The organism is Streptomyces sp. NBC_01363 (assembly GCF_026340595.1).
GTDB lineage: Bacteria > Actinomycetota > Actinomycetes > Streptomycetales > Streptomycetaceae > Streptomyces.
This window is the reverse complement of sequence record NZ_JAPEPF010000001.1, coordinates 3953052-3975304: the sequence shown is the minus strand read 5'-3', so window position 1 is coordinate 3975304 and position 22253 is coordinate 3953052. Positions and strand designations below refer to the sequence as shown.

Sequence of the window (22253 nt, the reverse complement as noted above, 5' to 3'; positions counted from 1 at the left end):
CCCTACTTGCGCATGACCTCCGGCTCGTGGCGGCGCAGCAGTCGCGCGACCACGACGCCGCAGATGATGCCGAGCAGCAGGAGCACCGAGATGTTGATCCCCCACTGGCCGGCCGAGTGCTCCCACAGCGGGTCCAGATCGGTCGGGTTCTTCGGGTCCCACGGCGCCATGAGGTGCGAGAGGTCCAGCGTCGTGCCCGCTCCGGCGATGGCCCAGCGGGACGGCATCAGCCAGGCGAACTGCTCCAGGCCGGGCGATCCGTACACCTGGAAGAGGATGCCGGTGAAGACGACCTGGACGATCGCGAACATGACCAGCAGCGGCATGGTCTTCTCGGCGGTCTTCACCAGCGAGGAGATCACCAGGCCGAACATCATCGAGGTGAAGCCGAGCGCGATGATCGTCAGGCAGATCTCGACGGCCGGCGGCATGATCAGGCCCTCGGCCGGCAGCTCTCGGGTGGCGAAGCCGATGCCGCAGATGATGACGCCCTGGATGGCGGTGATCACGCCGAGGACGATCACCTTGGACATCAGATAGGCGGAGCGGGACAGACCGGTGGCCCGTTCCCGTTCGTAGATGACGCGTTCCTTGATCAGTTCTCGTACGGAGTTGGCCGCACCGGAGAAGCACATGCCGACCGCGAGGATCAGCATGATCGTTCCGGCGGCACTGTTGAACCGGGACGGCGGGTCCGGCGGAGCCAGGCCGAACTTGGCCGGGATGACCACGCTGACGACGCCGAGCACGGCGGGCAGGATCACCATCAGGCCCATGAAGCCCTTGTCGGACGCGATCACCGAGACGTAGCGGCGCATCAGCGTCCACAGCTGGGCCGACCAGCTCTGCGGCTTCGGCGGGCGCATCTGCTGCGGGGGCGGCATGTGGACGGACTGCGCGGCGACGGCGTCGATGTCCGCGGCGTACATCTGGTAGTGCTGCGAACCGCGCCAGCGGCCCGCCCAGTCGTAGTCGCGGTAGTTCTCGAACGCGGAGAAGACGTCGGCCCAGGTGGTGTAGCCGAAGAAGTTGAGCGCTTCCTCCGGCGGGCCGAAGTAGGCGACGGAACCGCCCGGCGCCATGACGAGCAGCTTGTCGCAGATCGCCAGCTCGGCGACGGAGTGCGTGACGACCAGGACGGTGCGGCCGTCGTCGGCCAGTCCGCGCAGCAGCTGCATGACATCGCGGTCCATGCCCGGGTCGAGGCCGGAGGTCGGCTCGTCCAGGAAGATCAGCGACGGCTTGGTGAGCAGCTCCAGGGCGACGGAGACGCGCTTGCGCTGCCCGCCGGAGAGCGAGGTGACCTTCTTGTCCTTGTGGATGTCGAGCTTGAGCTCGGCGAGGACTTCGAGGATCCGGGCCTGGCGCTCGGCCTCGGTGGTGTCCGCGGGGAAGCGGAGCTTGGCCGCGTACTTGAGGGCCTTGGTGACGGTGAGTTCCTTGTGCAGGATGTCGTCCTGCGGGACCAGACCGATGCGCTGGCGCAGTTCGGCGAACTGCTTGTACAGGTTCCGGTTGTCGTAGAGAACGTCGCCCTGGTTGGCGGGCCGGTAGCCGGTGAGCGCCTTGAGCAGGGTGGACTTTCCGGATCCCGACGGACCGATGACTGCGACGAGCGACTTCTCCGGGACGCCGAAGGAGACGTCCTTGAGGATCTGCTTCCCGCCGTCGACCGTCACCGTGAGGTGGCGGGCGGAGAAGGAGACCTCACCGGTGTCGACGAACTCCTCAAGCCGGTCGCCGACCAGGCGGAAGGTCGAGTGACCGACACCGACGATGTCGTTGGGGCCGATGAGCGCGGAGCCGGACTTGGAGAGCGGCTGACCGTTGACGTACGTGCCGTTGTGGGATCCGAGGTCACGGATCTCGAAGCGGCCGTCGGGGGTCGCGTGGAATTCGGCGTGGTGGCGCGAGACCTGGAGGTCGGAGACGACCAGTTCGTTCTCCAGCGCACGGCCGATACGCATCACGCGGCCGAGGTCCAGCCGGTGGAACGTGGTCGGACTGCGGTCGCCGTACGCCGGCGGGGCCCCCGCGGCCCCGCCGGGACCGCCCGCGCCGGGTGTCCTCGCCATGCCCTGCTGCTGCGGAACCTGCGGCTGCGCGGGCTGCTGCGGCGGAGGGCCCTGGGGGGCCTGCTGCTGCCAGCCCTGCTGCGGCTGCTGCGGAGCGGGTGCCTGCTGACCGGGCCAGCCGGGGCCGCCCTGCTGGGGCTGGGCGGGGGCCTGCTGGGCGCCCGCGCCCTGCCCGCTGTACACATCGGCGCCCGCCGCGGCGGTGATGCTCAACCGCGGGCCGTCAGTGGCATTGCCCAGATGTACGACGGAGCCGGGGCCGATCTCCAGCTGCTGGATCCGGCTGCCCTGCGCATAGGTGCCGTTGGTGCTGCCGTGGTCCTCGATGAACCAACTCCGGCCCCCCCAGCTGATCGTGGCATGCCGCCACGACACCCTGGCGTCGTCGATCGTCAGGTCGCCCTGCGGATCGCGCCCGAGGGTGTACGACCTGGACGGATCGAGCGTCCAGGTCCTTCCATTCAATTCCAGTACGAGTTCCGGCACTCCGCGCCCCACTAGTTGTCCCCCGAATTGCCCCCATCACAGGGAGCCTAGGGATGCTGAACATCGTGAGGAACTATTCCAGGAGCAGTCCCGGATACGAAAGTCGGGCGGGGTGAAGACCCTGCCGAGACCTGCATCGTTACGGTGCTGACACGAATAGAGGGAGCAGTGCACGGTAAGTACCCCGAGTACACGCGAACCGCTAGCAAAAGGGACATCCAGGGCGGCCCGAACCCCTGTGTTCCGTCCGCCGGCCACCGGACGGATCCGGACGCGCGCGGTCCGTCACCGCGCGTGTGCTCCGGGCGGGGGTACGGGGCCGACGCGCTGTCCGGTCCTCGGGACGGGCCTTCGGCGCCTCGGAGCGGACCGATACGGTGGAAGCACCATGAGCGCATCTCAGCCACCTCGGTCCTCCTCGTCTCCTGAGTCCCCTGAGCCCCCTGAGTCCCGTCGGGGCACCGACACACCCACCCTTCTCGTCAAGATCTTCGGGAAGGACCGCCCCGGCATCACCGCCGGGCTCTTCGACACCCTCGCCGCCTACTCGGTCGATGTCGTCGACATCGAGCAGGTCGTCACCCGTGGCCGCATCGTCCTGTGCGCACTGGTCACCACCCCGACCGCGGGTGGCACCACCGAGGGCGATCTGCGGGCGACCGTGCACAGCTGGGCCGACTCGCTGAGGCTTCAGGCCGAGATCATCTCCGGTACGGGCGACAACCGGCCGCGTGGCGACGGGCGTTCCCATGTGACGGTGCTCGGGCACCCGCTGACCGCGGAGTCGACCGCCGCCATAGCGGCCACGATCACCTCCACCGGCGGCAACATCGACCGGATCTTCCGGCTCGCGAAGTACCCAGTCACGGCAGTCGAGTTCGCGGTGTCCGGCACCGTGACCGAGGAGCTGCGGACCGCACTGGCGACGGAGGCCGCCGGCATCGGTGTCGATGTCGCGGTGGTGTCGGCCGGGCTGAGCCGCCGGGCGCAACGGCTGGTCGTCATGGACGTCGACTCGACGCTCATCCAGGACGAGGTCATCGAACTGTTCGCCGCGCACGCGGGCTGCGAGGACAAGGTCGCCGAGGTGACCGAGCAGGCGATGCGCGGCGAACTCGACTTCGAGCAGTCGCTGCACGCACGGGTGGCACTGCTGGCCGGGCTCGATGTGTCGGTGGTGGACAAGGTGCGCGCCGAGGTGCGGCTGACGCCGGGCGCGCGCACCCTGATCCGTACGCTGAAGCGGCTCGGCTACCAAGTGGGTGTCGTCTCGGGCGGGTTCACCCAGGTCACCGACGATCTGAAGGAACGGCTCGGGCTCGACTTCGCCTCTGCCAACACCTTGGAAGTGGTCGACGGGAAGCTCACGGGCCGGGTCGTCGGCGACATCGTCGACCGGGCCGGCAAGGCCCGGCTGCTGCGCAGTTTCGCCGCGCAGGCCGGGGTGCCACTGGCGCAGACCGTCGCGATCGGTGACGGTGCGAACGACCTGGACATGCTGAACACCGCCGGGCTCGGGGTGGCCTTCAACGCCAAGCCGGTGGTCCGCGAGGCCGCGCACACCGCGGTGAACGTGCCGTTCCTGGACACCGTGCTGTATCTGCTCGGCATCACCCGCGAGGAGGTCGAGGCCGCCGACGGTCTCGTCGACTGAGGCATTCGCGGGTACGGGCGCTGAGCGCTCGCGCATACCGGCACTCACACGCTCGCGCGTACCGGCACTGACGTATTCGCGCATACGAAACAGGGCCCCGGTGCTTTCCGCACCGGGGCCCTGCTCGTACGACAGCGGGATCAGTCGTTGGGCGTCCAGTACTCGACCAGCCTGCCCACTCCGTGCTCCACGCCCTTCCAGGAGCCGGTGAACTCGACGACGGCGAACGCGGCGGTGGGGAATCCGCCGCGGGTCATCCGGGTGAGGGCGTCGCCCTCGGCCGATTCCGAGAGGGCGTCGGCGACCGCGTGCATGCCGGGGTTGTGGCCGATGACCAGGAGGTCGTGCACATCGTCGGGGGTCTCGTTGATCAGGGCGATGAGCTCACCGAGGGACGCCTCGTACAGCCGCTCCTCGTACACCGTCCTGGGGCGGTGCGGCATCTCGTGGACGGCCAGCTTCCACGTCTCGCGCGTCCTGGCGGCGGTGGAGCAGAGGGCCAGATCGAGGTCGATCCCGGAGTCGACGAGTTTGCGGCCTGCGACGGGGGCATCCTTGCGGCCGCGTTCCGCTAGCGGCCGCTCATGGTCGGAGTCCTGCGACCATTCCGCCTTTGCATGCCTGAGAAGGACGATCCTGCGAGGTGTATCGACGCTCATACACCTCAGCTTCGCACGAAATGTGCCGCCCGGCGCAGGGTGTTGAAGGGCCTGTGCGGGGTGCGCGGGCACCGTCAGCCGGTCACCAGGGCCGTGATTCGCGCGAGCAACCGGCTGATCGCCGGGTCGGTGGTCGCGGCGTGCGCCTCGCCGGGTCCCACGATCAGCAGCAGCAGTGCGGCGAACGCGAGCGCGGGCAGCGCGATGGCCCACCACGGCAGCCGCACCTCGACACTGCCCGTGGCCGGGTGGGTGGTCCGGGTGTGCGTTCGGGCCGACATGTCCGCCTCCGTGGGTCATCGGTACTGATACCGAAAACCTACGGATCCGGGGCCGGGGGCCCCATCCGGCGACCCACCCACTTCACCCTGACCCTGGCCCCCTAGGGGACGCGGGGGTTAACCCCACCATCGGCGACCGCGGCCGCGCGGCTCAGGGGGACGCGATCGAGGCGATCACCGCGACGATCACGGTGACCAGCAGCATCGCGCCGAGTACGACGAGTAGCTTCTTCTGACCGTTCTGGGGATTCGGGTCGAGCACAGGAGACATGGCCCCAGTCTCGCACCTCAGCACTCGTCCTCGATCGTCCGGTCCCGTCCGGCCAGGATTCCGACCGCCATCTGCGGCACCATCAGGCCCGCCATCAGTGCGATCGGCAGCTCCCAGCCGCCGCTGTGCTGGTAGAGCACACCGATCAGCAGCGGTCCCGGGATCGAGATCAGGTAGCCGACGGACTGGGCGAACGCCGACAGCCGGACCACTCCCGCGCCGGTGCGCGAGCGCATGCCGATCATGGTCAGGGCGAGCGGGAAGGAGCAGTTCGAGATGCCGAGGAGCAGCGCCCAGGCCCAGGCCCCGCCGGCCGGTGCGAAGTAGAGGCCCGCGTAGCCGATGAGGCCGCAGCTGCCGAGGAGGACGACGATGGGCCCCTGGTTCTTCATCCGGCTCGCGACCCGCGGGATGACGAAGGCGAGCGGCACGCCCATCGCCATGGTCACGGCGAGCAGCACACCCGCCGTACCGGCCGAGACCCCGGCGTCGCGGAAGATCTGCGGCATCCATCCCATGGTGATGTACGCGGCGGTGGCCTGCAGGCCGAAGAAGCAGGCGAGGCCCCAGGCGGTACGACTGCGGGTGATCCTGAGGGCCGGGGTGTCCGGGTGCTGGGCGGCGGGCTGTCCCGGGGCGCCGCTCCGCTCCCGTACCACCGGGATCCAGGGCAGGATCGCGACAGCGGCGAGCACGGCCCAGACGCCGAGTCCCAGCCGCCAGCTGCCGCCCAGCGCGCTGGTCATGGGCACGGTCACCGCGGCGGCGAGCGAGGTGCCGAGGGCCAGGGCCATCGAGTAGAGCCCGGTCATGGAGCCGACCCGGTCCGGGAACCAGCGCTTGACGATCACCGGCATCAGGACGTTGCTGACGGCGATGCCCATGAGGGCGAGGGCGCTCGCGGCGAGGAAGCCGGCCGTCCCGCCGACGAGCGGCCGAATCACCAGACCGGCGGTGATGGCGATCATCCCGGCGCAGACGACCGTCCCCGGGCCGAAGCGGCGGGCGAGGCGCGGCGCCATGATGCCGAAGACCGCGAAGCAGAGCGGCGGTACGGAGGTGAGGACGCCGGCGGCGCTGCCGCTCATGTGCAGCCCGTCCCGTACCTCTTCGAGGAGGGCGCCGAGGCTGGTGATGGCGGGGCGGAGGTTGAGCGCGGTGAGGACCAGCCCGACGACGACCAGCCGGAGCAGCCAGGGAGAGGGCCCGTCGGCGGTCCGTACCGTCCGCGGGTCCTGCGAGGCCTGCGTGGTCGTGGGTTTGATGGGGGCGTCCACCGTGGTGGCGGGGCGCAGGGTCCGGGTCTCGTCGTCGGGCATGAGGCCCATCATAGAATCATGGGATGATTGATTGTCCAATCACGCGAGGGGCCCTCTGAGACCATTCGCTCCGGGCACAGCAACGACAGCAACTCCCGTCACCCCTCACCGCACCGGCAACCCGACTCATCACTCCAGCAACCCGACCAAGGAGCACCATGGCGCTGACGTCTCCGCGGCGTTCGGCACTCGCCGACCAGGTGATTGCCCAGCTCAGGAATCAGATCACCTCGGGCGAGTGGCCCGTGGGGTCACGCATTCCCACCGAGCCCGAGCTGGTGGAGCAGCTGAGGGTGGCCCGCAACACCGTCCGGGAGGCCGTGCGCGCCCTCGCGCACAACGGCCTGCTGGACATCCGGCAGGGTTCGGGCACCTATGTCGTCGCCACCAGCGAGCTGGCCGGGGTGATGCACCGCCGCTTCGCCTCCGCCGATCCGCGCCATGTCGCCGAGCTGCGCTCCACCCTGGAGTCGTCGGCGGCGAGGCTGGCCGCCGCCCGGCGCACCGAGCGGGATCTGAAGCAGCTGGACGCGCTCATGGCGCGCCGGGAGGAGACCTGGGCCGCAGGTGACGCCGAGGCGTTCGTCGCGGCGGACGCGACGCTGCACCTGGCCGTGGTCGCGGCCTCGCACAACGACGTACTGACCGGCCTCTACGCCGACCTGGGCGATCTGCTGCGCGACTATCTCAGGGGCGACATCGGTCATGAGCTGCGGCCGGAGAACCACATGGACCACGGCAGGCTGGTCGAGGCGATCCGGGCCGGGGACGGGGAGACGGCGGCAGCCGAGGCCGCGGGCCATGCACTGAGCTGCCTGGTGGAACGGGCCTGAGGTCCGTCCGGGCGCCCTAGACCGTGCCCTGCACCCGGTGCGTGACCCAGACGGAGCCGACTTCCTTCCAGCAGCGGTCGTCGAGCCGCACGGTCCGCCCGGGGCCCACGTCGACCGGGGGGGCGTCGGCGTCTATGTCCCACCAGCGGCGGCATTCGGTGTGCAGTTGCACGCGGTCGGTGGAGGGGTACGGATTGTGGCAGTAGGCGACGACCCGGGAGCCCCGGACCGACGTACGGCATTCGGATCCGGCGGGGTCCGAGGTGGGAGCGTCGGGGGTGGATGCCCCGGCTCCCGCCCGCCCCGCCACGGATATCCCCACCGGGGCGGCGAGTCCGGCGACGGCTATGGAGGCCGCCAGCAGTATCCCGGTCCGGCGACGTGTGGAGCGCATGGCGATCTCCTCCCCGTAGCCCGACCCGAAGTCCGGTTCACCACATTCTGCGGTGGATCGACCATCTTTTCGACTTGAGCGGGCCGGAGCCGGGCGCGGACACGACGCAGCCGCGTACCGCCTGTTCGGAGGCGGTACGCGGCTGCGTCAGAGCCTGTCGTACGAGATCAGGCACCCATCATGTGCACGCCACCGTCGACGTGGATGATCTCGCCCGTGGTCTTCGGGAAGAAGTCCGAGAGCAGGGCGACGACGCCGCGGCCGGCCGGCTCCGGGTCCGCCATGTTCCAGGACAGCGGGGAGCGGGTGTTCCAGACGTCCGCGAGCTCGGAGAAGCCCGGGATGGACTTCGCGGCCATGGAGCCGATCGGTCCGGCGGAGATCAGGTTGCAGCGGATGTCGTCCTTGCCCAGGTCGCGGGCGAGGTAGCGGGAGGTGGCCTCCAGCGCGGCCTTGGCCGGGCCCATCCAGTCGTACTGCGGCCAGGCGAACTGCGCGTCGAAGGTGAGGCCGACGATCGAGCCGCCCTCGCTCATCAGCGGCTTGCAGGCCATGGCGAGCGACTTCAGCGAGAACGCCGAGACGTGCATCGCCGTGGCGACGGACTCGAACGGGGTGTTGAGGAAGTTGCCGCCGAGCGCGTCCTGAGGCGCGAAGCCGATGGAGTGGACGACGCCGTCGAGCGAGCCGAGCTCGTCACGGACCAGGCCCTCCAGGCGGTCCAGGTGCTCGGTATTGGTCACGTCCAGCTCGATGACCTTGACCGGCTTCGGCAGCTTCTTGGCGATGCGCTCCGTCAGCGTGGGCCGGGGGAACGCGGTCAGGATGACTTCGGCGCCCTGCTCCTGGGCCACCTTCGCGGCATGGAAAGCGATGGACGACTCCATCAGCACACCTGTGATGAGGATGCGCTTGCCGTCGAGAATTCCGCTCATGGTGATCAGTGACCCATGCCCAATCCGCCGTCAACGGGGATGACGGCTCCAGTGATGTACGACGCGTCGTCGGAGGCGAGGAAGCGCACCGCGGCGGCGATCTCCTCGGGCTGCGCGTAGCGGCCGAGCGGCACCTGGGACACGATGCCCTTGCGCTGCTCCTCGGTGAGCACCTGCGTCATGTCGGTGTCGACAAAACCGGGCGCGACGACGTTGAAAGTGATGTTCCGGGAACCGAGCTCGCGGGCCAGCGACCGGGCGAAGCCGACCAGACCCGCCTTGGACGCGGCGTAGTTCGCCTGCCCGGCCGAGCCGAGGAGCCCGACGACGGAGGAGATGAGGACGACGCGGCCCTTCTTGGCGCGCAGCATGCCGCGGTTGGCGCGCTTGACGACCCGGAAGGTGCCGGTGAGGTTGGTGTCGACGACGGACGTGAAGTCGTCCTCGGACATCCGCATCAGCAACTGGTCCTTGGTGATACCGGCGTTGGCGACCAGCACCTCCACGGGACCGTGCTTCTCCTCGATCTCCTTGTAGGCCTGCTCCACCTGCTCGGCGTCGGTGATGTCGCAACGGACCGCGAGAACACCGGCCTCGGTGAGCGCCGCGGGCGGCTCGCCGGAGCGGTAGGTGATCGCGACCTTGTCGCCGTTGTCGGCGAAAGCGCGGGCGATGGCGAGGCCGATGCCCCGGTTTCCTCCGGTGACGAGAACCGAGCGGCTCAACGGATCACCCTTTCCCTAGCGGTCTGGTACGTCGAAAACCTATCGGTACCAGGTGCTCCACGAGCAATCGGCCCCTGACAGCGCCTTCCCCCGGGCACTGTGGGATTCCTACAGAGGGTCGTCCGTCGGGCCGCTCTGCGTCCGGCCCGTGGCGGCGGTGTCCGATTAACCCCCGGTGCGGTCACCGTCCGGCGTGATTCACTTCCGTGGTGTATCGAGAAGGGAATTCCCTGTGCCCCACGAGGTAGATCAGTCATTCCTGGCCCTGCCGCTGCGGGCCCTCGCCGACGCGGCGCTCGCCCGCGCGCGTGCGCTGGGTGCCGTGCATGCCGACTTCCGCCTGGAACGGGTGCGCAGCGCGTCCTGGCGGCTGCGGGACGCCCGGCCCGCCGGGACTTCGGACACCACCGATCTCGGGTACGCGGTGCGGGTGGTGCACGGTGGGGCGTGGGGGTTCGCGTCCGGCGTGGATCTGACGATGGACGCCGCGGCGAAGGTGGCCTCGCAGGCCGTCGCCATGGCGAAGCTGTCGGCCAAGGTGATCGCGGCGGCCGGCTCCGACGAGCAGGTCGAGCTGGCGGACGAGCCGGTGCACGGCGAGCGGACCTGGGTCTCGGCGTACGACGTCGACCCCTTCGCCGTACCGGACGAGGAGAAGGCGGGGCTGCTCGCCGAGTGGAGCAGTCGGCTCCTGGGCGCCGAGGGCGTCGCGCATGTGGACGCCTCGCTGATGACCGTTCACGAGAACAAGTTCTACGCGGACACGGCGGGCACCGTCACCACCCAGCAGCGGGTGCGGCTGCATCCGCAGTTCACCGCGGTCGCCGTGGACGGGACCACCGGTGAGTTCGACTCGATGCGGACGATCGCCCCGCCGGTGGGCCGCGGTTGGGAGTACCTGACCGGGACCGGCTGGGACTGGGACGACGAGCTGGAGCGGATTCCCAGGCTGCTGGCCGAGAAGATGCGGGCGCCGAGCGTCGAGGCGGGGACGTACGACCTGGTCGTCGACCCGTCCAACCTCTGGCTGACCATCCACGAGTCGATCGGCCACGCCACCGAGCTGGACCGGGCGCTGGGGTACGAGGCGGCGTACGCCGGGACCTCGTTCGCCACCTTCGACCAGCTGGGGAAGCTGGCGTACGGCTCCCCCGTGATGAATGTGACGGGCGACCGCACCGCCGAGCACGGGCTCGCGACGATCGGGTACGACGACGAGGGTGTCGAGGCGCAGTCCTGGGACCTGGTCAAGGACGGGACACTGGTCGGGTACCAGCTGGACCGGCGGATCGCGAGGCTGACGGGGCTGGGCCGTTCCAACGGGTGCGCGTTCGCGGACTCGCCGGGCCATGTCCCCGTGCAGCGGATGGCCAATGTGTCGCTGCGGCCGGATCCGGGCGGCCTGTCCACGGAGGATCTGATCGGCGGGGTGGAGCGCGGGATCTACGTGGTCGGCGACCGGTCCTGGTCGATCGACATGCAGAGGTACAACTTTCAATTCACTCAGCAACGGGCGTACGCGATCCGGGACGGCCGTCTCGTCGGCCAGATCCGGGATGTCGCTTACCAGGGGACGACCCCGGAATTCTGGGGGTCCATGACAGCAGTCGGCGGCCCCCAGACGTACGTGCTCGGTGGAGCCTTCAACTGCGGGAAGGCTCAGCCCGGCCAAGTCGCAGCCGTCTCGCACGGCTGCCCAACGGCTCTGTTCCGGGGTGTGAACATCCTCAACACCTCGAGCGAGTCAGGACGCTCCTGACGCGGCGGTGCGACATGCAATCATGCGGCATCGTCTTGGTCGTCGGCGGCTTCGCCGGACGGATGCAGACTCGGCAACGGAATGCTCCCCTGGAGAGGCGCGAGATCCAGCCCAAGGCGGTTGTGCATGACGAGCGCCCCCTGGTGCATCGACCTTCGCACCAGGTGTCCGTAGATCAGTTCCGTCGTGCGGGTAGTGCGGTGCCCGACCCACGCCGCGATCTCGAAGAGCGGGATACCAGAGTGGATCGCCTCGGAGACGAAGAAGTGCCGGAAGCTCTTGGGGGTGTACCGCGGGGTCCCCGCAGCCGTTGTCGCCACCTTGAACTGGGCCAGGAACCAGTCGTACGACGGGTGCCGGTCGTTCTGACGCGGAGATTCGAAGAACCATCCCCTGTCACCCCACATCCCGAACGCGTCGACGTGATCGTTGAAGACCTGACGGATGGAGTGGGGGACGGGGGTCCTCCGCGCCTCGCCCGAGCCACGGCTCTTAGTTCCTCGCTTCACACCGCGGCGAGAGCCAGAGATCTTCTGGCACCCGTACGCCGACACCTGATGGTCCACCGCGAGGATGCCGCGATCCCAGTTCATCGACGCACTCGAGATCGCCAAGGCCTCGCCTGGACGCAGCCCGCATCCCGCCATCGCCCAAAATCCGGCACGGATCAGTTTCGGGGCCTCTGCGATGATCCCCATCACCTCCTCCATGGCCGGGATATCGTCGTCGCCGATCGGCGTCAGCGGCCTCCCAGCACGCCGGTGAGGATTCACCTTGCGGCAAGGGTTCCGACCAATGATCTCGGCCGTCACCGCGTAGTTGAACACGGACGAGAGCACGTTCTTGCGACCGTTGACACCGTTCTCCGCATAGCCGCGTCCCCGTTGGTACGCCTCCCACCGCTCGATATCCGCGGGTGCGATGTCGGCCATCTCCATGGATCCGAATGTCCGCCCGAAGTGGTTGCCATAGACACTCTGGTAGTTCCGCTTCGTCGACTCTTCGAGAGCTCCGGCCTCGACCCACTCGCGCCAGACATCTGCGAAGACCCTCCGCCCCGCCTCGGGGTCGAGCCGTGCTCCCAGGTCCTTACGTCGTTCGACCCCGATCGCGAAGGATTCCGCATCCTCGAGCCGCTTGAAAGGAACCTCACGCAATTCGCCGGCCTGGCGGTATGCCACGCGATACGTCAAGTGAGCGCAGTCCGGCTTCCTGCGCCCTGGGCAGTCGCAGTCTTCGTGCTTGATGGCCGCCACACGAATTCACCCCATGCATGTCGATTGGCTACACGTGCGCAACGAAGCTAAGCACACGCCACCGCATCCCCAACTCGCCATTCACTCAACAGAGTTCATATCGAACATGACTACGACACAGCAGTCTCGAATCGCTGCGCCCAGCAGGCCGAGACTGTCAGGTCCGCGGCGGATAAGCTCTCTTTTCTCAGCTGATGCCTTGCCATCATCGACACGGCGCATCCGGGCGCCGTCGACTGACCGCGACCCGACGGCCCGGCCAAGGGAACTCTCATGTCCACACTGCACTGGAGACAGTCGATGAGCAGGCAAAACAGCAAGCCGCACGAGATCGTCGAGCGGGCGCTCGAACTGTCCACCGCCGACGGCTGTGTCGTCATCGCCGACGAGGAGTCGTCCGCGAATCTGCGCTGGGCCGGCAATGCGCTCACCACGAACGGGGTGACGCGGGGGCGGACCCTGACCGTCATCGCGACCGTCGACGGTGCGCAGGGCACCGCGTCCGGTGTGGTGTCGCGGTCCGCGGTCACCGCCGACGACCTGGAACCGCTGGTGCGGGCCGCCGAGGCCGCGGCGCGCGGGGCCGGTCCGGCGGAGGACGCGCAGCCGCTGGTCACCGGGGTGCCCACGTCGCCCGACTTCACGGACGCACCGGCCGAGACGGACTCGGACGTCTTCGCGGAGTTCGCCCCGGCGCTCGGCGACGCCTTCGCCCGCGCCCGCTCCGGCGGCCGTGAGCTGTACGGCTTCGCCCACCACGAGCTGACCTCGACCTACCTCGGTACGTCGACGGGGCTGCGGCTGCGCCACGACCAGCCGACCGGGACGCTGGAGCTCAACGCCAAGTCCCCGGACCGCACCCGTTCGTCCTGGGCGGGCCGCGCGACGCGCGACTTCAAGGACGTCGACCCGGCCGAGCTGGACGCGGAACTGGCGCAGCGGCTGCGCTGGGCGGAGCGCCGTATCGAGCTGCCCGCCGGGCGGTACGAGACGCTGCTGCCGCCGACCGCCGTCGCCGATCTGCTGATCTACCAGCTGTGGTCGTCGGCCGCGCGGGACGCCGCGGAGGGCCGGACGGTGTTCTCCAGGCCGGGCGGCGGGACCAGGGTCGGCGAGCAGCTCTCCGAGCTGCCGCTGACGCTCCGCAGCGACCCGTACGCACCGGGCCTGGAGTCGGCGCCGTTCGTGATCGCCCATGCCTCCGGGGACAGTGCCTCCGTCTTCGACAACGGTCTGCCGCTGACACCGACCGACTGGATGCGGGACGGCCGGCTGGAGCACCTGACGACCACCCGGCACACGGCGGGGCTGACCGGGCAGCCGGTCGCGCCGACGATCGACAACCTGGTGCTGGAGGGCGGCGGTGAGCGGTCCCTGGAGGAGATGGTGGCCGCGACGACCGGGCGCGGTCTGCTGCTGACCTGCATGTGGTACATCCGGGAGGTCGATCCGGCCACGCTGCTGCTGACCGGGCTGACCCGCGACGGGGTGTATCTCGTCGAGGACGGCGAGGTCGTCGGCGAGGTGAACAACTTCCGGTTCAACGAGTCGCCGGTGGACCTGCTGTCGCGGGCCTCGGAAGCGGGCCGTACCGAGAAGACGCTGCCGCGCGAGTGGGGCGACTGGTTCACCCGGTCCGCGATGCCCGCGCTGCGGATCCCGGACTTCAACATGAGTTCGGTGAGCCCTGGCGTGTGACCCGCCTAGACTGAGCAGGAATACCACTACCCGTACGCATCACGAGGAGCACCGGAACCGTGACGGACATCGTCGACGAGCTGAAGTGGCGTGGGCTGTTCGCCCAGTCCACTGATGAGGACGCACTGCGCAAGGCTCTCGCGGACGGTCCCGTCACCTTCTATTGCGGCTACGACCCCACCGCGGCGAGTCTGCACGTCGGCCATCTGGTGCAGGTGCTCACCATGCGCCGGCTCCAGCGGGCCGGTCTGCGTCCGCTCGCCCTGGTGGGCGGGGCCACCGGTCAGATCGGTGACCCGCGGCCGACCGCGGAGCGCACGCTGAACGATCCGGAGACGATCGCCGCCTGGGTGTCGCGGCTGCGGTCCCAGATCGAGCCGTTCCTGTCCTTCGAGGGCGAGAACGCCGCGGTCATGGTGAACAACCTGGACTGGACCGCGGGCATGTCCGCGATCGAGTTCCTCCGGGACATCGGCAAGCACTTCCGGGTCAACAAGATGCTGACCAAGGAGTCCATCGCCCGGCGGCTGGAGTCCGACGAGGGCATCAGCTACACCGAGTTCAGCTACCAGCTGCTCCAGAGCATGGACTTCCTGGAGCTGTACCGGCGCCACGGCTGCACCCTCCAGCAGGGCGGCAGCGACCAGTGGGGCAACCTCACCGCGGGTCTCGACCTGATCCACCGCCTGGAGCCGGGCGCCGAGGTGCACGCGCTGGCGACCCCGCTGATGACGAAGGCGGACGGCACCAAGTTCGGCAAGTCCGAGAGCGGCGCCGTCTGGCTCGACCCGGAGATGACCACGCCGTACGCGTTCTACCAGTTCTGGCTGAACGTGGACGACCGCGACATCTCCCGCTACATGCGCATCCTCAGCTTCCAGAGCCCTGCCGAGCTGGAGGAGCTGGAGAAGGTCACCGAGGAGCGTCCGCAGGCCCGGACGGCACAGCGCGCGCTGGCCGAGGAGCTGACGACTCTGGTGCACGGCGCCGATCAGTGCGCCGCGGTCATCGCGGCGTCGAAGGCGCTCTTCGGCCAGGGCGAGCTCGGCGAGCTGGACGAGGCGACACTGAGTGCCGCACTGTCCGAGGTGCCGCACGCCCGGGTCACCGAGCTCGGCCCGCTGGTGGATCTCCTGGTGGAGGTCGGCCTGGCGCCGAGCAAGTCGGGCGCCCGCCGCACGGTGAAGGAGGGCGGTGCGTACGTGAACAACGTCAAGGTCACGGACGGCGAGAGCGCACCGGCCCGCGAGGAACTGCTGCACGGGCGCTGGCTGGTGCTGCGCCGGGGCAAGAAGAACCTCGCCGCCGTCGAGGTCACCGGCTGATCCCGGGACCGTACACGCACTGCGGCCGGACACGCGTCACGCGTGTCCGGCCGCAGTGCGTCGTGCCCGGGTGGCTCAGGTCTTGTGCCGGGAACCGCGGAACGAGGCCCACAGCATGTCGCCGACGCCGACGACCACCACCGCGCCGATCAGCTGGAGCAGATGGCGGATCCAGTCGATGCCCTTGGTGTCGTTGACACCGATCCAGGTGGCGACGGCGTTGCCGAGGACGCTGCCGATGATGCCGAAAATGATCGTCAGCCAGAGTGGGATGCTCTGTTTGCCGGGCAGGATCGCCTTCGCGATCAGACCGAGCACCAGGCCCACGATGATTGCCCACAACCAGCCCATGTCGCCTCCTCGTGCGACGCGATGTCGCGCATGTGCGCCCAGTCTCGGCCCGCGGGCCGCAAGCCGCATGCCGGAGGGGTCCGTACGTGCGGCTCGGGTACCGATATGTACGAACAGGGCGTGCCCCGGTCTCGTAGCCGTCGGGTGCCGGGCGTACCGTGGATGCGGTCCGGTCCGGGGAGTGTCCGGCGCGGGAATGAGGTGTCCCCCGGCCTGTCAGGGCCTTTCGAACGAGAGACCCGAGGCGCTGGGGGAAGGGCGATGGAGACGTGATGCGGAAGCAGAGCGGTGGCGAGGTCTTCCGGATCACGGGGGCCCGGCAGGGACTCGCGGACGATGTGCGCGGCAGGCAGCGGCGCTATGTGATCTCGATGTCCGTACGGACGGTTTCGGTGGTCCTGGCCGCGGTGCTGTGGAACGTCGAGCGGTATGTCGCGATCGTGGCGCTCGCACTCGGTGTGCTGCTCCCGTACGTGGCGGTCGTCATCGCCAACGCGGGCCGGGAGAACACCCCTTCGCTTCCCTCCACCTTCGTACCGGCACCGATGCGGCCGGTACTCGACGCGGCGCCCGCGGCCGGTGCCGCGGAATCCGGCCCGGAGGGTGACGGGGTCCGCAGCGGCGGGGAATCGGTCTGAACCCGGTCGGGTGCGCACGGCACTCGATCCTCAAGAAAACCTCAGATCAATCATGAAGTTACGGTGCACCGCACCCCGGTCTGCGTGACATACTTCGTAAGCGCTCCGCATCCCCCGTCGGAGCGACGGACCGACGCCGGGCAGCTCCCCCCGTGGCTGCTCGGCGTCGTTTTTTCTCCGGCCGGGGATGCGGTCGGGCGTCGGCCTCGCGGGCCGGGCCAGGGGCCCGCACCAGTGCTGACCTAGGGTTGAGTCCGTGAACTCCCCTGAATCCGCGGCCGAGAGCGCTGCCGCCGCACCCATCTGTTCCGCCAAGGGATGCCGGGCCGACGCCGTATGGGTGCTCGCCTGGAACAACCCGAAGCTGCACACCCCGGAGCGTCGCAAGACCTGGCTGGCCTGCGAGGAACACCGGGAGCACCTCTCCTCGTTCCTCGACGTCAGGGGTTTCCTCAAGGATGTCGTGACGCTGGCGGAGTGGGAGTCCCGCGCCGACCGGGGTTAGGGCCGGACCGGCGTCAGCCGCCGATCGCCGACATGGGCCGGTCGGGCTGCAGGAAGGACGGGTCGTCCAGACCGGATCCGGCCTTCTTTCCCCACATCGCGAGGGTCCAGATCCGGGCGATCTCCTCGTCCGGCGCGTCCGAGCGCAGGGCGCCGCGCAGATCGGTCTCCTCGCGGGCGAAGAGGCAGGTGCGCACCTGGCCGTCGGCGGTGAGCCTGGTTCGGTCGCAGGCCCGGCAGAAGGGGCGGGTGACGGAGGCGATGACGCCGACCCGGTGGGGGCCGCCGTCGACGATCCAGCGCTCGGCCGGGGCGGAGCCGCGCTCCCCGTCGCCCTCCTCGGTGAGGGTGAAGCGGGTGCGGAGCGACCGGAGGATGTCGCCTGCCGTGATCATGCCGTCGCGCTTCCAGCCGTGCTGGGCGTCGAGCGGCATCTGCTCGATGAAGCGGAGCTCGTAGCCCTGCTCGACGGCCCAGGCGAGCAGCTCGGGGGCCTCGTCGTCGTTGAGCCCCGGCATCAGGACGGTGTTGACCTTGACCGGGGTGAGCCCGGCGTCGCGGGCGGCTTCGAGGCCGGCCAGCACGTCGTGGTGGCGGTCGCGGCGGGTGAGGGTCTTGAAGACGTCGGGGCGCAGGGTGTCCAGCGAGACGTTGACCCGGTCAAGCCCTGCGGCCTCGAGTGCGGCGGCGGTGCGCTTGAGACCGATGCCGTTGGTGGTGAGCGACATCCTGGGACGCGGGTCGAGGGCCGCGCAGCGCTCGACGATGGAGACGAGCCCGGGGCGCAGCAGCGGCTCGCCGCCGGTGAAGCGGACCTCGGTGATGCCGAGCCTGGTGACGGCGATACGGATCAGCCGGACGATCTCGTCGTCACTGAGCAGGTCGGGCTTGGCCAGCCATTGCAGGCCCTCTTCCGGCATGCAGTACGTACACCGCAGATTGCACCGGTCGGTCAGCGAGACGCGCAGGTCGGTGGCCACCCGGTCGTACGTGTCGATGAGCATGTGGACCCCCTCCCCCAATTGCTTCCCGGGTGCCGAGTCCGCTCTTCCGGCCGGCTCTTCCGGCTGACTCCTCCGAGACTACGCGAGAGCGGTGACAACGGCGGGGCCCGTTTGACACGAGGAGCGGCGTGGCCGTGTCGTAGGACTCTACGACACGGCCACGGAGCGGGAGGGCCGCCCGGGACGGCGCCCGGTCAGTGCGCTCCGACACCGGTGAGGGACTTGACCTCCAGCTCGGCGTACTTGCCCTTGTCCGGCTCCTCCTTCGAGAGGAGGGAGCCGATCCAGCCGAGCAGGAAGCCCAGCGGAATGGAGATCAGGCCGGGGTTCTCCAGCGGGAACCAGGCGAAGTCGACGCCCTTGAACATCGATGTCTTCGGGTTGCCGGAGACGACGGGCGAGAACAGCACCAGGAGCACCGAGCCGGCCAGGCCGCCGTAGATCGACCACAGCGCGCCCTGGGTGGTGAACCGCTTCCAGAAGAGGCTGTAGAGGATGGTCGGCAGGTTGGCGGAGGCGGCGACGGCGAACGCGAGCGCCACCAGTCCGGCGACGTTCATGTCACGGGCGAAGGCGCCCAGGACGATCGCGACCGCGCCGATGAGGACGGTGGCCCAGCGGGCGGCCCGCATCTCCTCCTTCTCGGTGGCCTTCCCCCTGCGGATGACCTTGGCGTAGATGTCGTGCGCGAAGGAGGACGAGGAGGCGAGGGTGAGTCCCGCGACGACGGCGAGGATGGTGGCGAAGGCCACCGCCGAGATCACCGCGAGCAGCACGGCGCCGCCGGTGGAGCCGACCCCGCCGAGGTATTCGGCGAGCTGCGGGGCGGCCGCGTTGCCGGCCGGGTTCTTCGCCTTGATCTCGTCGGGACCGATGAGGGCCGCGGCACCGAAGCCGAGGGCGATCGTCATCAGGTAGAAGGCGCCGATGATACCGATGGCCCAGTTGACGGACTTACGGGCGGCCTTGGCGGTCGGCACCGTGTAGAAGCGGATCAGGATGTGCGGCAGGCCGGCGGTGCCGAGGACCAGGGCGATGCCGAGGGAGAGGAAGTCCAGCTTCGAGGTGCCGGTGGCGCCGTACTTGAGGCCGGGCTCCAGGAACGCCGCTCCGTGGCCGCTCTTCGAGGCGGCCGTGCCCAGCAGGTCGGAGATGTTGAAGTCGAACTTCAGCAGCACCAGGAAGGTCATCAGGAGGGCACCGGCGATGAGCAGTACGGCCTTGACCATCTGCACCCAGGTGGTGCCCTTCATCCCGCCGATGGTGACGTACACGATCATGAGTACACCGACGAGGGCGACGATGAGGATCTTGCCCGCGTCGCTGGTGATGCCGAGGAGCAGCGAGACCAGGACGCCCGCGCCCGCCATCTGGGCCAGCAGGTAGAAGATCGAGACGACGATGGTGGAGACGCCGGAGGCGGTACGGACCGGGCGCTGGCGCATCCGGTAGGCGAGGACGTCGCCCATCGTGTAGCGGCCCGAGTTGCGCAGTGGTTCGGCGACCAGCAGCAGGGCGACGAGCCAGGCGACGAGGAAGCCGATGGAGTACAGGAAGCCGTCGTAGCCGAAGAGGGCGATGGCGCCGGCGATACCGAGGAACGACGCGGCGGACATGTAGTCGCCGGAGACCGCGAGTCCGTTCTGGAAGGCGGTGAACTGGCGGCCGCCCGCGTAGAAGTCGGAGGCGCTCCGGGTCTGCCGTCCGGCCCAGACGGTGATGCCCAGGGTCGCGGCGACGAACACGGCGAAGAGCGTGATGATCAGCGGCCGGTGCTCGGTGGTCGAGGAGGCGGCCAGTTGGAGGGCGGGGTGCGAGTGGTACGCGGCGCTCATGCGTCGGCCTCCATACGGGACTTGATGGCCTCGGCCTTCGGGTCGAGCTTCGCGGCCGCGTGCCGGGAGTAGAACCAGGCGATGAGGAAGGTGGTGACGAACTGGGCGAGGCCGAAGACGAAGGCCACGTTGATGTTGCTGTACACCTTGGCGCCCATGAAGCCGCCCGCGTAGTTGGACAGCAGCACGTAGAGCAGGTACCAGAGGACGAACGCGATGGTCAGCGGGAAGGCGAACGAGCGGTACGAGCGGCGCAGTTCGCCGAACTCCTCGCTCTCCTGCATCGCGATGAACGCCTCGGTCGTGGGCGGGGCAGGGCGGGTGTCCGTACTGGCCTCGGTCGGCGGCGGTGCATCGGTAGCCACGGAATCTCCTCGCGACGCGGGTGCGGTGGTGTCGGTGACGGTGGATCTCACCGGGAAGGTCCGGTATCGGGAGGTGTCGGTGCACCTCCCCCGACAACGGCACGGAGAGCGCGGCGAAGCGGTTCACCGCGGCTCCGCACTTCTCCCGCGCGCCGTTTCGCGCCCGTCCGGCCGAACCCGACCCTCCGAACTCATTGATGAGCGGGGATGATCAGCGATAACTTCACTGGTCATGTACGCGACCGGGCACGCCCGTGTCCGGTCGACCGGTACGGATGATGTGGAGACCCCATGGCTCATCTGGGATCCAGACGGACGCGCGCACTCACGTTGCCCGTCGGATTGGCACTCACGGCCTCGCTCGGCTTCCTGCCGACGGGTGCCGCCTCTGCCGCACCCATGGACGCGCAGCCCACGGCTGCGGTGTCGACGGACGGCCCGAAGCTCTCGTACGTGGTCAACACGCGGGGCGGTCACGGGACCGTCAAGCAGGTGAAGAAGGCGATAGCCGAGGCCGGCGGCACGGTGGTGGTCGCCTACGAGCAGATCGGCGTCATCGTCGTCCACTCGCAGAACCCGGACTTCGCGAAGACGGTCCGCCGGGTCAAGGGGGTCGATTCGGCAGGGGCCACCCGTACCAACCCCATCGTTCCGCAGGCCACCACGGACACCGGGGCCGAGCAGCCGCTCACCGCCGCGCAGGCGAAGACCGCGGCGGCGGAGGCGGAGGCGGGCCAGGATCCGATGGAGCCCCTCCAGTGGGATCTGCCCGCCATCAAGGCGGACCAGGCGCACAAGAAGACGCTGGGCAGCCGCAAGGTCACGGTCGCGGTCATCGACACGGGTGTCGACGACACCCATCCGGACCTGGCGCCGAACTTCGACCGCGGGGCGTCGGCGAGCTGTGCTTCCGGGGCGCCGGACACGACGGACGGTGCCTGGCGGCCGAAGACCGGCGAGAGCAACCACGGCACGCATGTCGCGGGGACCGTCGCCGCCGCGAAGAACGGCATCGGGGTGACGGGCGTCGCGCCGGGCGTGAAGGTCGCCGGGATCAAGGTGGCGAACCCGGACGGTTTCTTCTACACCGAGTCGATCGTCTGCGGCTTCGTCTGGGCCGCCGAGCACGGTGTCGATGTCACCAACAACAGCTACTTCACCGACCCGTGGATGTTCAACTGCAAGAACGACCCCGACCAGGGCGCCCTGGTCGAGGCCGTCGCGCGTGCCACGCGGTACGCGGAGCGCAAGGGCACGGTCAACATCGCCTCGTCCGGCAACAGCAGCTTCGACCTCGCCTCCGACGCGATCGAGGACACGCAGAGCCCGAACGACAGCACGGCCGTCACCCGGACGATCAACCCGCGCGAGTGCCTGGACATCCCGGCGATGCTGCCGGGCGTCGTGACGGTCTCCGCGACCGGCGCCAAGGGCCTGAAGGCCTCGTACTCGAACTACGGCAACGGCGTCATCGACGTTGCGGCCCCGGGCGGCGACTCCACGGCCTACCAGACGCCCGCCCCGCCGGCCACCAGCGGTCTGATCCTGTCCACGCTGCCGGGCGGCCAGTACGGCTACAAGGCCGGTACGTCGATGGCCTCCCCGCATGTCGCGGGTGTCGCGGCCCTGATCAAGTCGACGCACCCGCACGCCTCGGCGGCCGCGGTGAAGGCGCTGCTGCTCGCGGAGGCCGACGCCACCGCGTGCGGCGCCCCGTACGACATCGACGGTGACGGCAAGATCGACGCCGTCTGCGAGGGCGGCAAGAACCGCAACGGCTTCTACGGTGCCGGTGTGGTGAACGCGCTGAACGCGGTCCGCTGGTAGCGGGAACGCCGCGCGGCGGGAGGGGCCGGAGTCTTCGGGCGGCCCCTCCCGCCTGGTGG

The 22253-nt window shown here is 69.2% G+C and carries 21 protein-coding genes; 8 read left to right on the top strand and 13 right to left on the bottom strand.

Going from position 1 to position 22253, the window contains the following annotated elements:
- Positions 1-2 precede the first annotated feature (2 nt).
- Complete coding sequence (locus OG611_RS18295; protein WP_266421191.1) at positions 3-2573, bottom strand: FHA domain-containing protein; 2571 nt, start codon at positions 2571-2573, stop codon at positions 3-5.
- Positions 2574-2949: 376 nt separating this feature from the next.
- On the opposite strand from OG611_RS18295, the gene serB reads away from it, so the two are divergent.
- The gene (serB, locus tag OG611_RS18290) at positions 2950-4215 is read left to right on the top strand and encodes a phosphoserine phosphatase SerB (protein WP_266421187.1); all 1266 of its coding nucleotides are present in this window, start codon (positions 2950-2952) and stop codon (positions 4213-4215) included.
- Between the two features lie 140 nt (positions 4216-4355).
- On the opposite strand, the gene OG611_RS18285 is transcribed toward serB, so the two are convergent.
- From OG611_RS18285 to OG611_RS18270, 4 genes are all read right to left on the bottom strand, one after another.
- The gene (locus OG611_RS18285; RefSeq protein ID WP_266421185.1) at positions 4356-4874 is read right to left on the bottom strand and encodes a histidine phosphatase family protein; all 519 of its coding nucleotides are present in this window, start codon (positions 4872-4874) and stop codon (positions 4356-4358) included.
- Positions 4875-4948: 74 nt separating this feature from the next.
- Positions 4949-5155, bottom strand: a complete 207-nt coding sequence (locus OG611_RS18280) for a hypothetical protein (protein WP_266421181.1) — start codon at positions 5153-5155, stop codon at positions 4949-4951.
- A 151-nt stretch (positions 5156-5306) separates the two neighbouring features.
- Positions 5307-5417, bottom strand: coding sequence for an SGM_5486 family transporter-associated protein (locus tag OG611_RS18275; RefSeq protein WP_266425987.1), 111 nt, complete (start codon positions 5415-5417; stop codon positions 5307-5309).
- Positions 5418-5443: 26 nt separating this feature from the next.
- Positions 5444-6745: an MFS transporter gene (locus OG611_RS18270; RefSeq protein WP_266421179.1), complete on the bottom strand. Its 1302-nt coding sequence runs from the start codon at positions 6743-6745 to the stop codon at positions 5444-5446.
- 158 nt (positions 6746-6903) lie between these two features.
- Here OG611_RS18270 and OG611_RS18265 point away from each other — a divergent pair, with 158 nt between their 5' ends.
- Complete coding sequence (locus OG611_RS18265; RefSeq protein ID WP_266421176.1) at positions 6904-7578, top strand: FadR/GntR family transcriptional regulator; 675 nt, start codon at positions 6904-6906, stop codon at positions 7576-7578.
- 16 nt (positions 7579-7594) lie between these two features.
- Here OG611_RS18265 and OG611_RS18260 read toward each other — a convergent pair whose 3' ends face one another.
- The 3 genes from OG611_RS18260 to fabG form a co-directional block, all read right to left on the bottom strand.
- Positions 7595-7972, bottom strand: coding sequence for a hypothetical protein (locus tag OG611_RS18260; protein WP_266421174.1), 378 nt, complete (start codon positions 7970-7972; stop codon positions 7595-7597).
- A gap of 167 nt (positions 7973-8139) precedes the next feature.
- Positions 8140-8907 carry an enoyl-ACP reductase FabI gene (gene fabI, locus OG611_RS18255; protein WP_266421172.1) on the bottom strand — a complete coding sequence of 256 codons (768 nt, stop codon included), beginning with the start codon at positions 8905-8907 and terminating at the stop codon, positions 8140-8142.
- A gap of 5 nt (positions 8908-8912) precedes the next feature.
- Positions 8913-9632 (bottom strand): 3-oxoacyl-[acyl-carrier-protein] reductase, encoded by a 720-nt coding sequence (fabG, locus tag OG611_RS18250; protein ID WP_266421169.1) that lies wholly within the window; start codon positions 9630-9632, stop codon positions 8913-8915.
- Positions 9633-9864: 232 nt separating this feature from the next.
- Between fabG and OG611_RS18245 the strand changes: the two genes are divergently transcribed.
- The gene (locus tag OG611_RS18245; protein ID WP_266421167.1) at positions 9865-11391 is read left to right on the top strand and encodes a TldD/PmbA family protein; all 1527 of its coding nucleotides are present in this window, start codon (positions 9865-9867) and stop codon (positions 11389-11391) included.
- A gap of 20 nt (positions 11392-11411) precedes the next feature.
- Here OG611_RS18245 and OG611_RS18240 read toward each other — a convergent pair whose 3' ends face one another.
- Positions 11412-12647, bottom strand: coding sequence for a site-specific integrase (locus OG611_RS18240; protein ID WP_266421165.1), 1236 nt, complete (start codon positions 12645-12647; stop codon positions 11412-11414).
- A gap of 300 nt (positions 12648-12947) precedes the next feature.
- Between OG611_RS18240 and OG611_RS18235 the strand changes: the two genes are divergently transcribed.
- Together OG611_RS18235 and tyrS are read left to right on the top strand one after the other, a co-directional pair.
- Positions 12948-14345 carry a metallopeptidase TldD-related protein gene (locus tag OG611_RS18235; RefSeq protein WP_266421163.1) on the top strand — a complete coding sequence of 466 codons (1398 nt, stop codon included), beginning with the start codon at positions 12948-12950 and terminating at the stop codon, positions 14343-14345.
- A 59-nt stretch (positions 14346-14404) separates the two neighbouring features.
- Positions 14405-15670, top strand: a complete 1266-nt coding sequence (gene tyrS, locus OG611_RS18230; RefSeq protein WP_266421160.1) for a tyrosine--tRNA ligase — start codon at positions 14405-14407, stop codon at positions 15668-15670.
- A gap of 75 nt (positions 15671-15745) precedes the next feature.
- On the opposite strand, the gene OG611_RS18225 is transcribed toward tyrS, so the two are convergent.
- A complete protein-coding gene (locus tag OG611_RS18225; RefSeq protein WP_266421159.1) occupies positions 15746-16021 on the bottom strand; it encodes a GlsB/YeaQ/YmgE family stress response membrane protein in 276 nt (91 codons plus the stop codon).
- Between the two features lie 272 nt (positions 16022-16293).
- On the opposite strand from OG611_RS18225, the gene OG611_RS18220 reads away from it, so the two are divergent.
- Positions 16294-16659, top strand: a complete 366-nt coding sequence (locus OG611_RS18220) for a DUF3099 domain-containing protein (RefSeq protein ID WP_266421156.1) — start codon at positions 16294-16296, stop codon at positions 16657-16659.
- A 256-nt stretch (positions 16660-16915) separates the two neighbouring features.
- On the top strand, positions 16916-17164 hold the full coding sequence (locus OG611_RS18215) for a hypothetical protein (protein ID WP_266421154.1): 249 nt from the start codon (positions 16916-16918) through the stop codon (positions 17162-17164).
- Positions 17165-17177: 13 nt separating this feature from the next.
- Here the strand turns inward: OG611_RS18215 and moaA are convergent, their stop codons facing one another.
- From moaA to OG611_RS18200, 3 genes are all read right to left on the bottom strand, one after another.
- Positions 17178-18167, bottom strand: coding sequence for a GTP 3',8-cyclase MoaA (moaA, locus tag OG611_RS18210; protein WP_266421152.1), 990 nt, complete (start codon positions 18165-18167; stop codon positions 17178-17180).
- A 194-nt stretch (positions 18168-18361) separates the two neighbouring features.
- A complete protein-coding gene (locus OG611_RS18205) occupies positions 18362-20002 on the bottom strand; it encodes a cation acetate symporter (protein ID WP_266421150.1) in 1641 nt (546 codons plus the stop codon).
- Complete coding sequence (locus tag OG611_RS18200; protein WP_266421146.1) at positions 19999-20367, bottom strand: DUF485 domain-containing protein; 369 nt, start codon at positions 20365-20367, stop codon at positions 19999-20001. The genes OG611_RS18205 and OG611_RS18200 overlap by 4 nt, the downstream gene beginning before the upstream one ends.
- A 291-nt stretch (positions 20368-20658) precedes the next feature.
- Between OG611_RS18200 and OG611_RS18195 the strand changes: the two genes are divergently transcribed.
- The gene (locus tag OG611_RS18195) at positions 20659-22194 is read left to right on the top strand and encodes a S8 family serine peptidase (protein ID WP_266421144.1); all 1536 of its coding nucleotides are present in this window, start codon (positions 20659-20661) and stop codon (positions 22192-22194) included.
- Positions 22195-22253 lie beyond the last annotated feature (59 nt).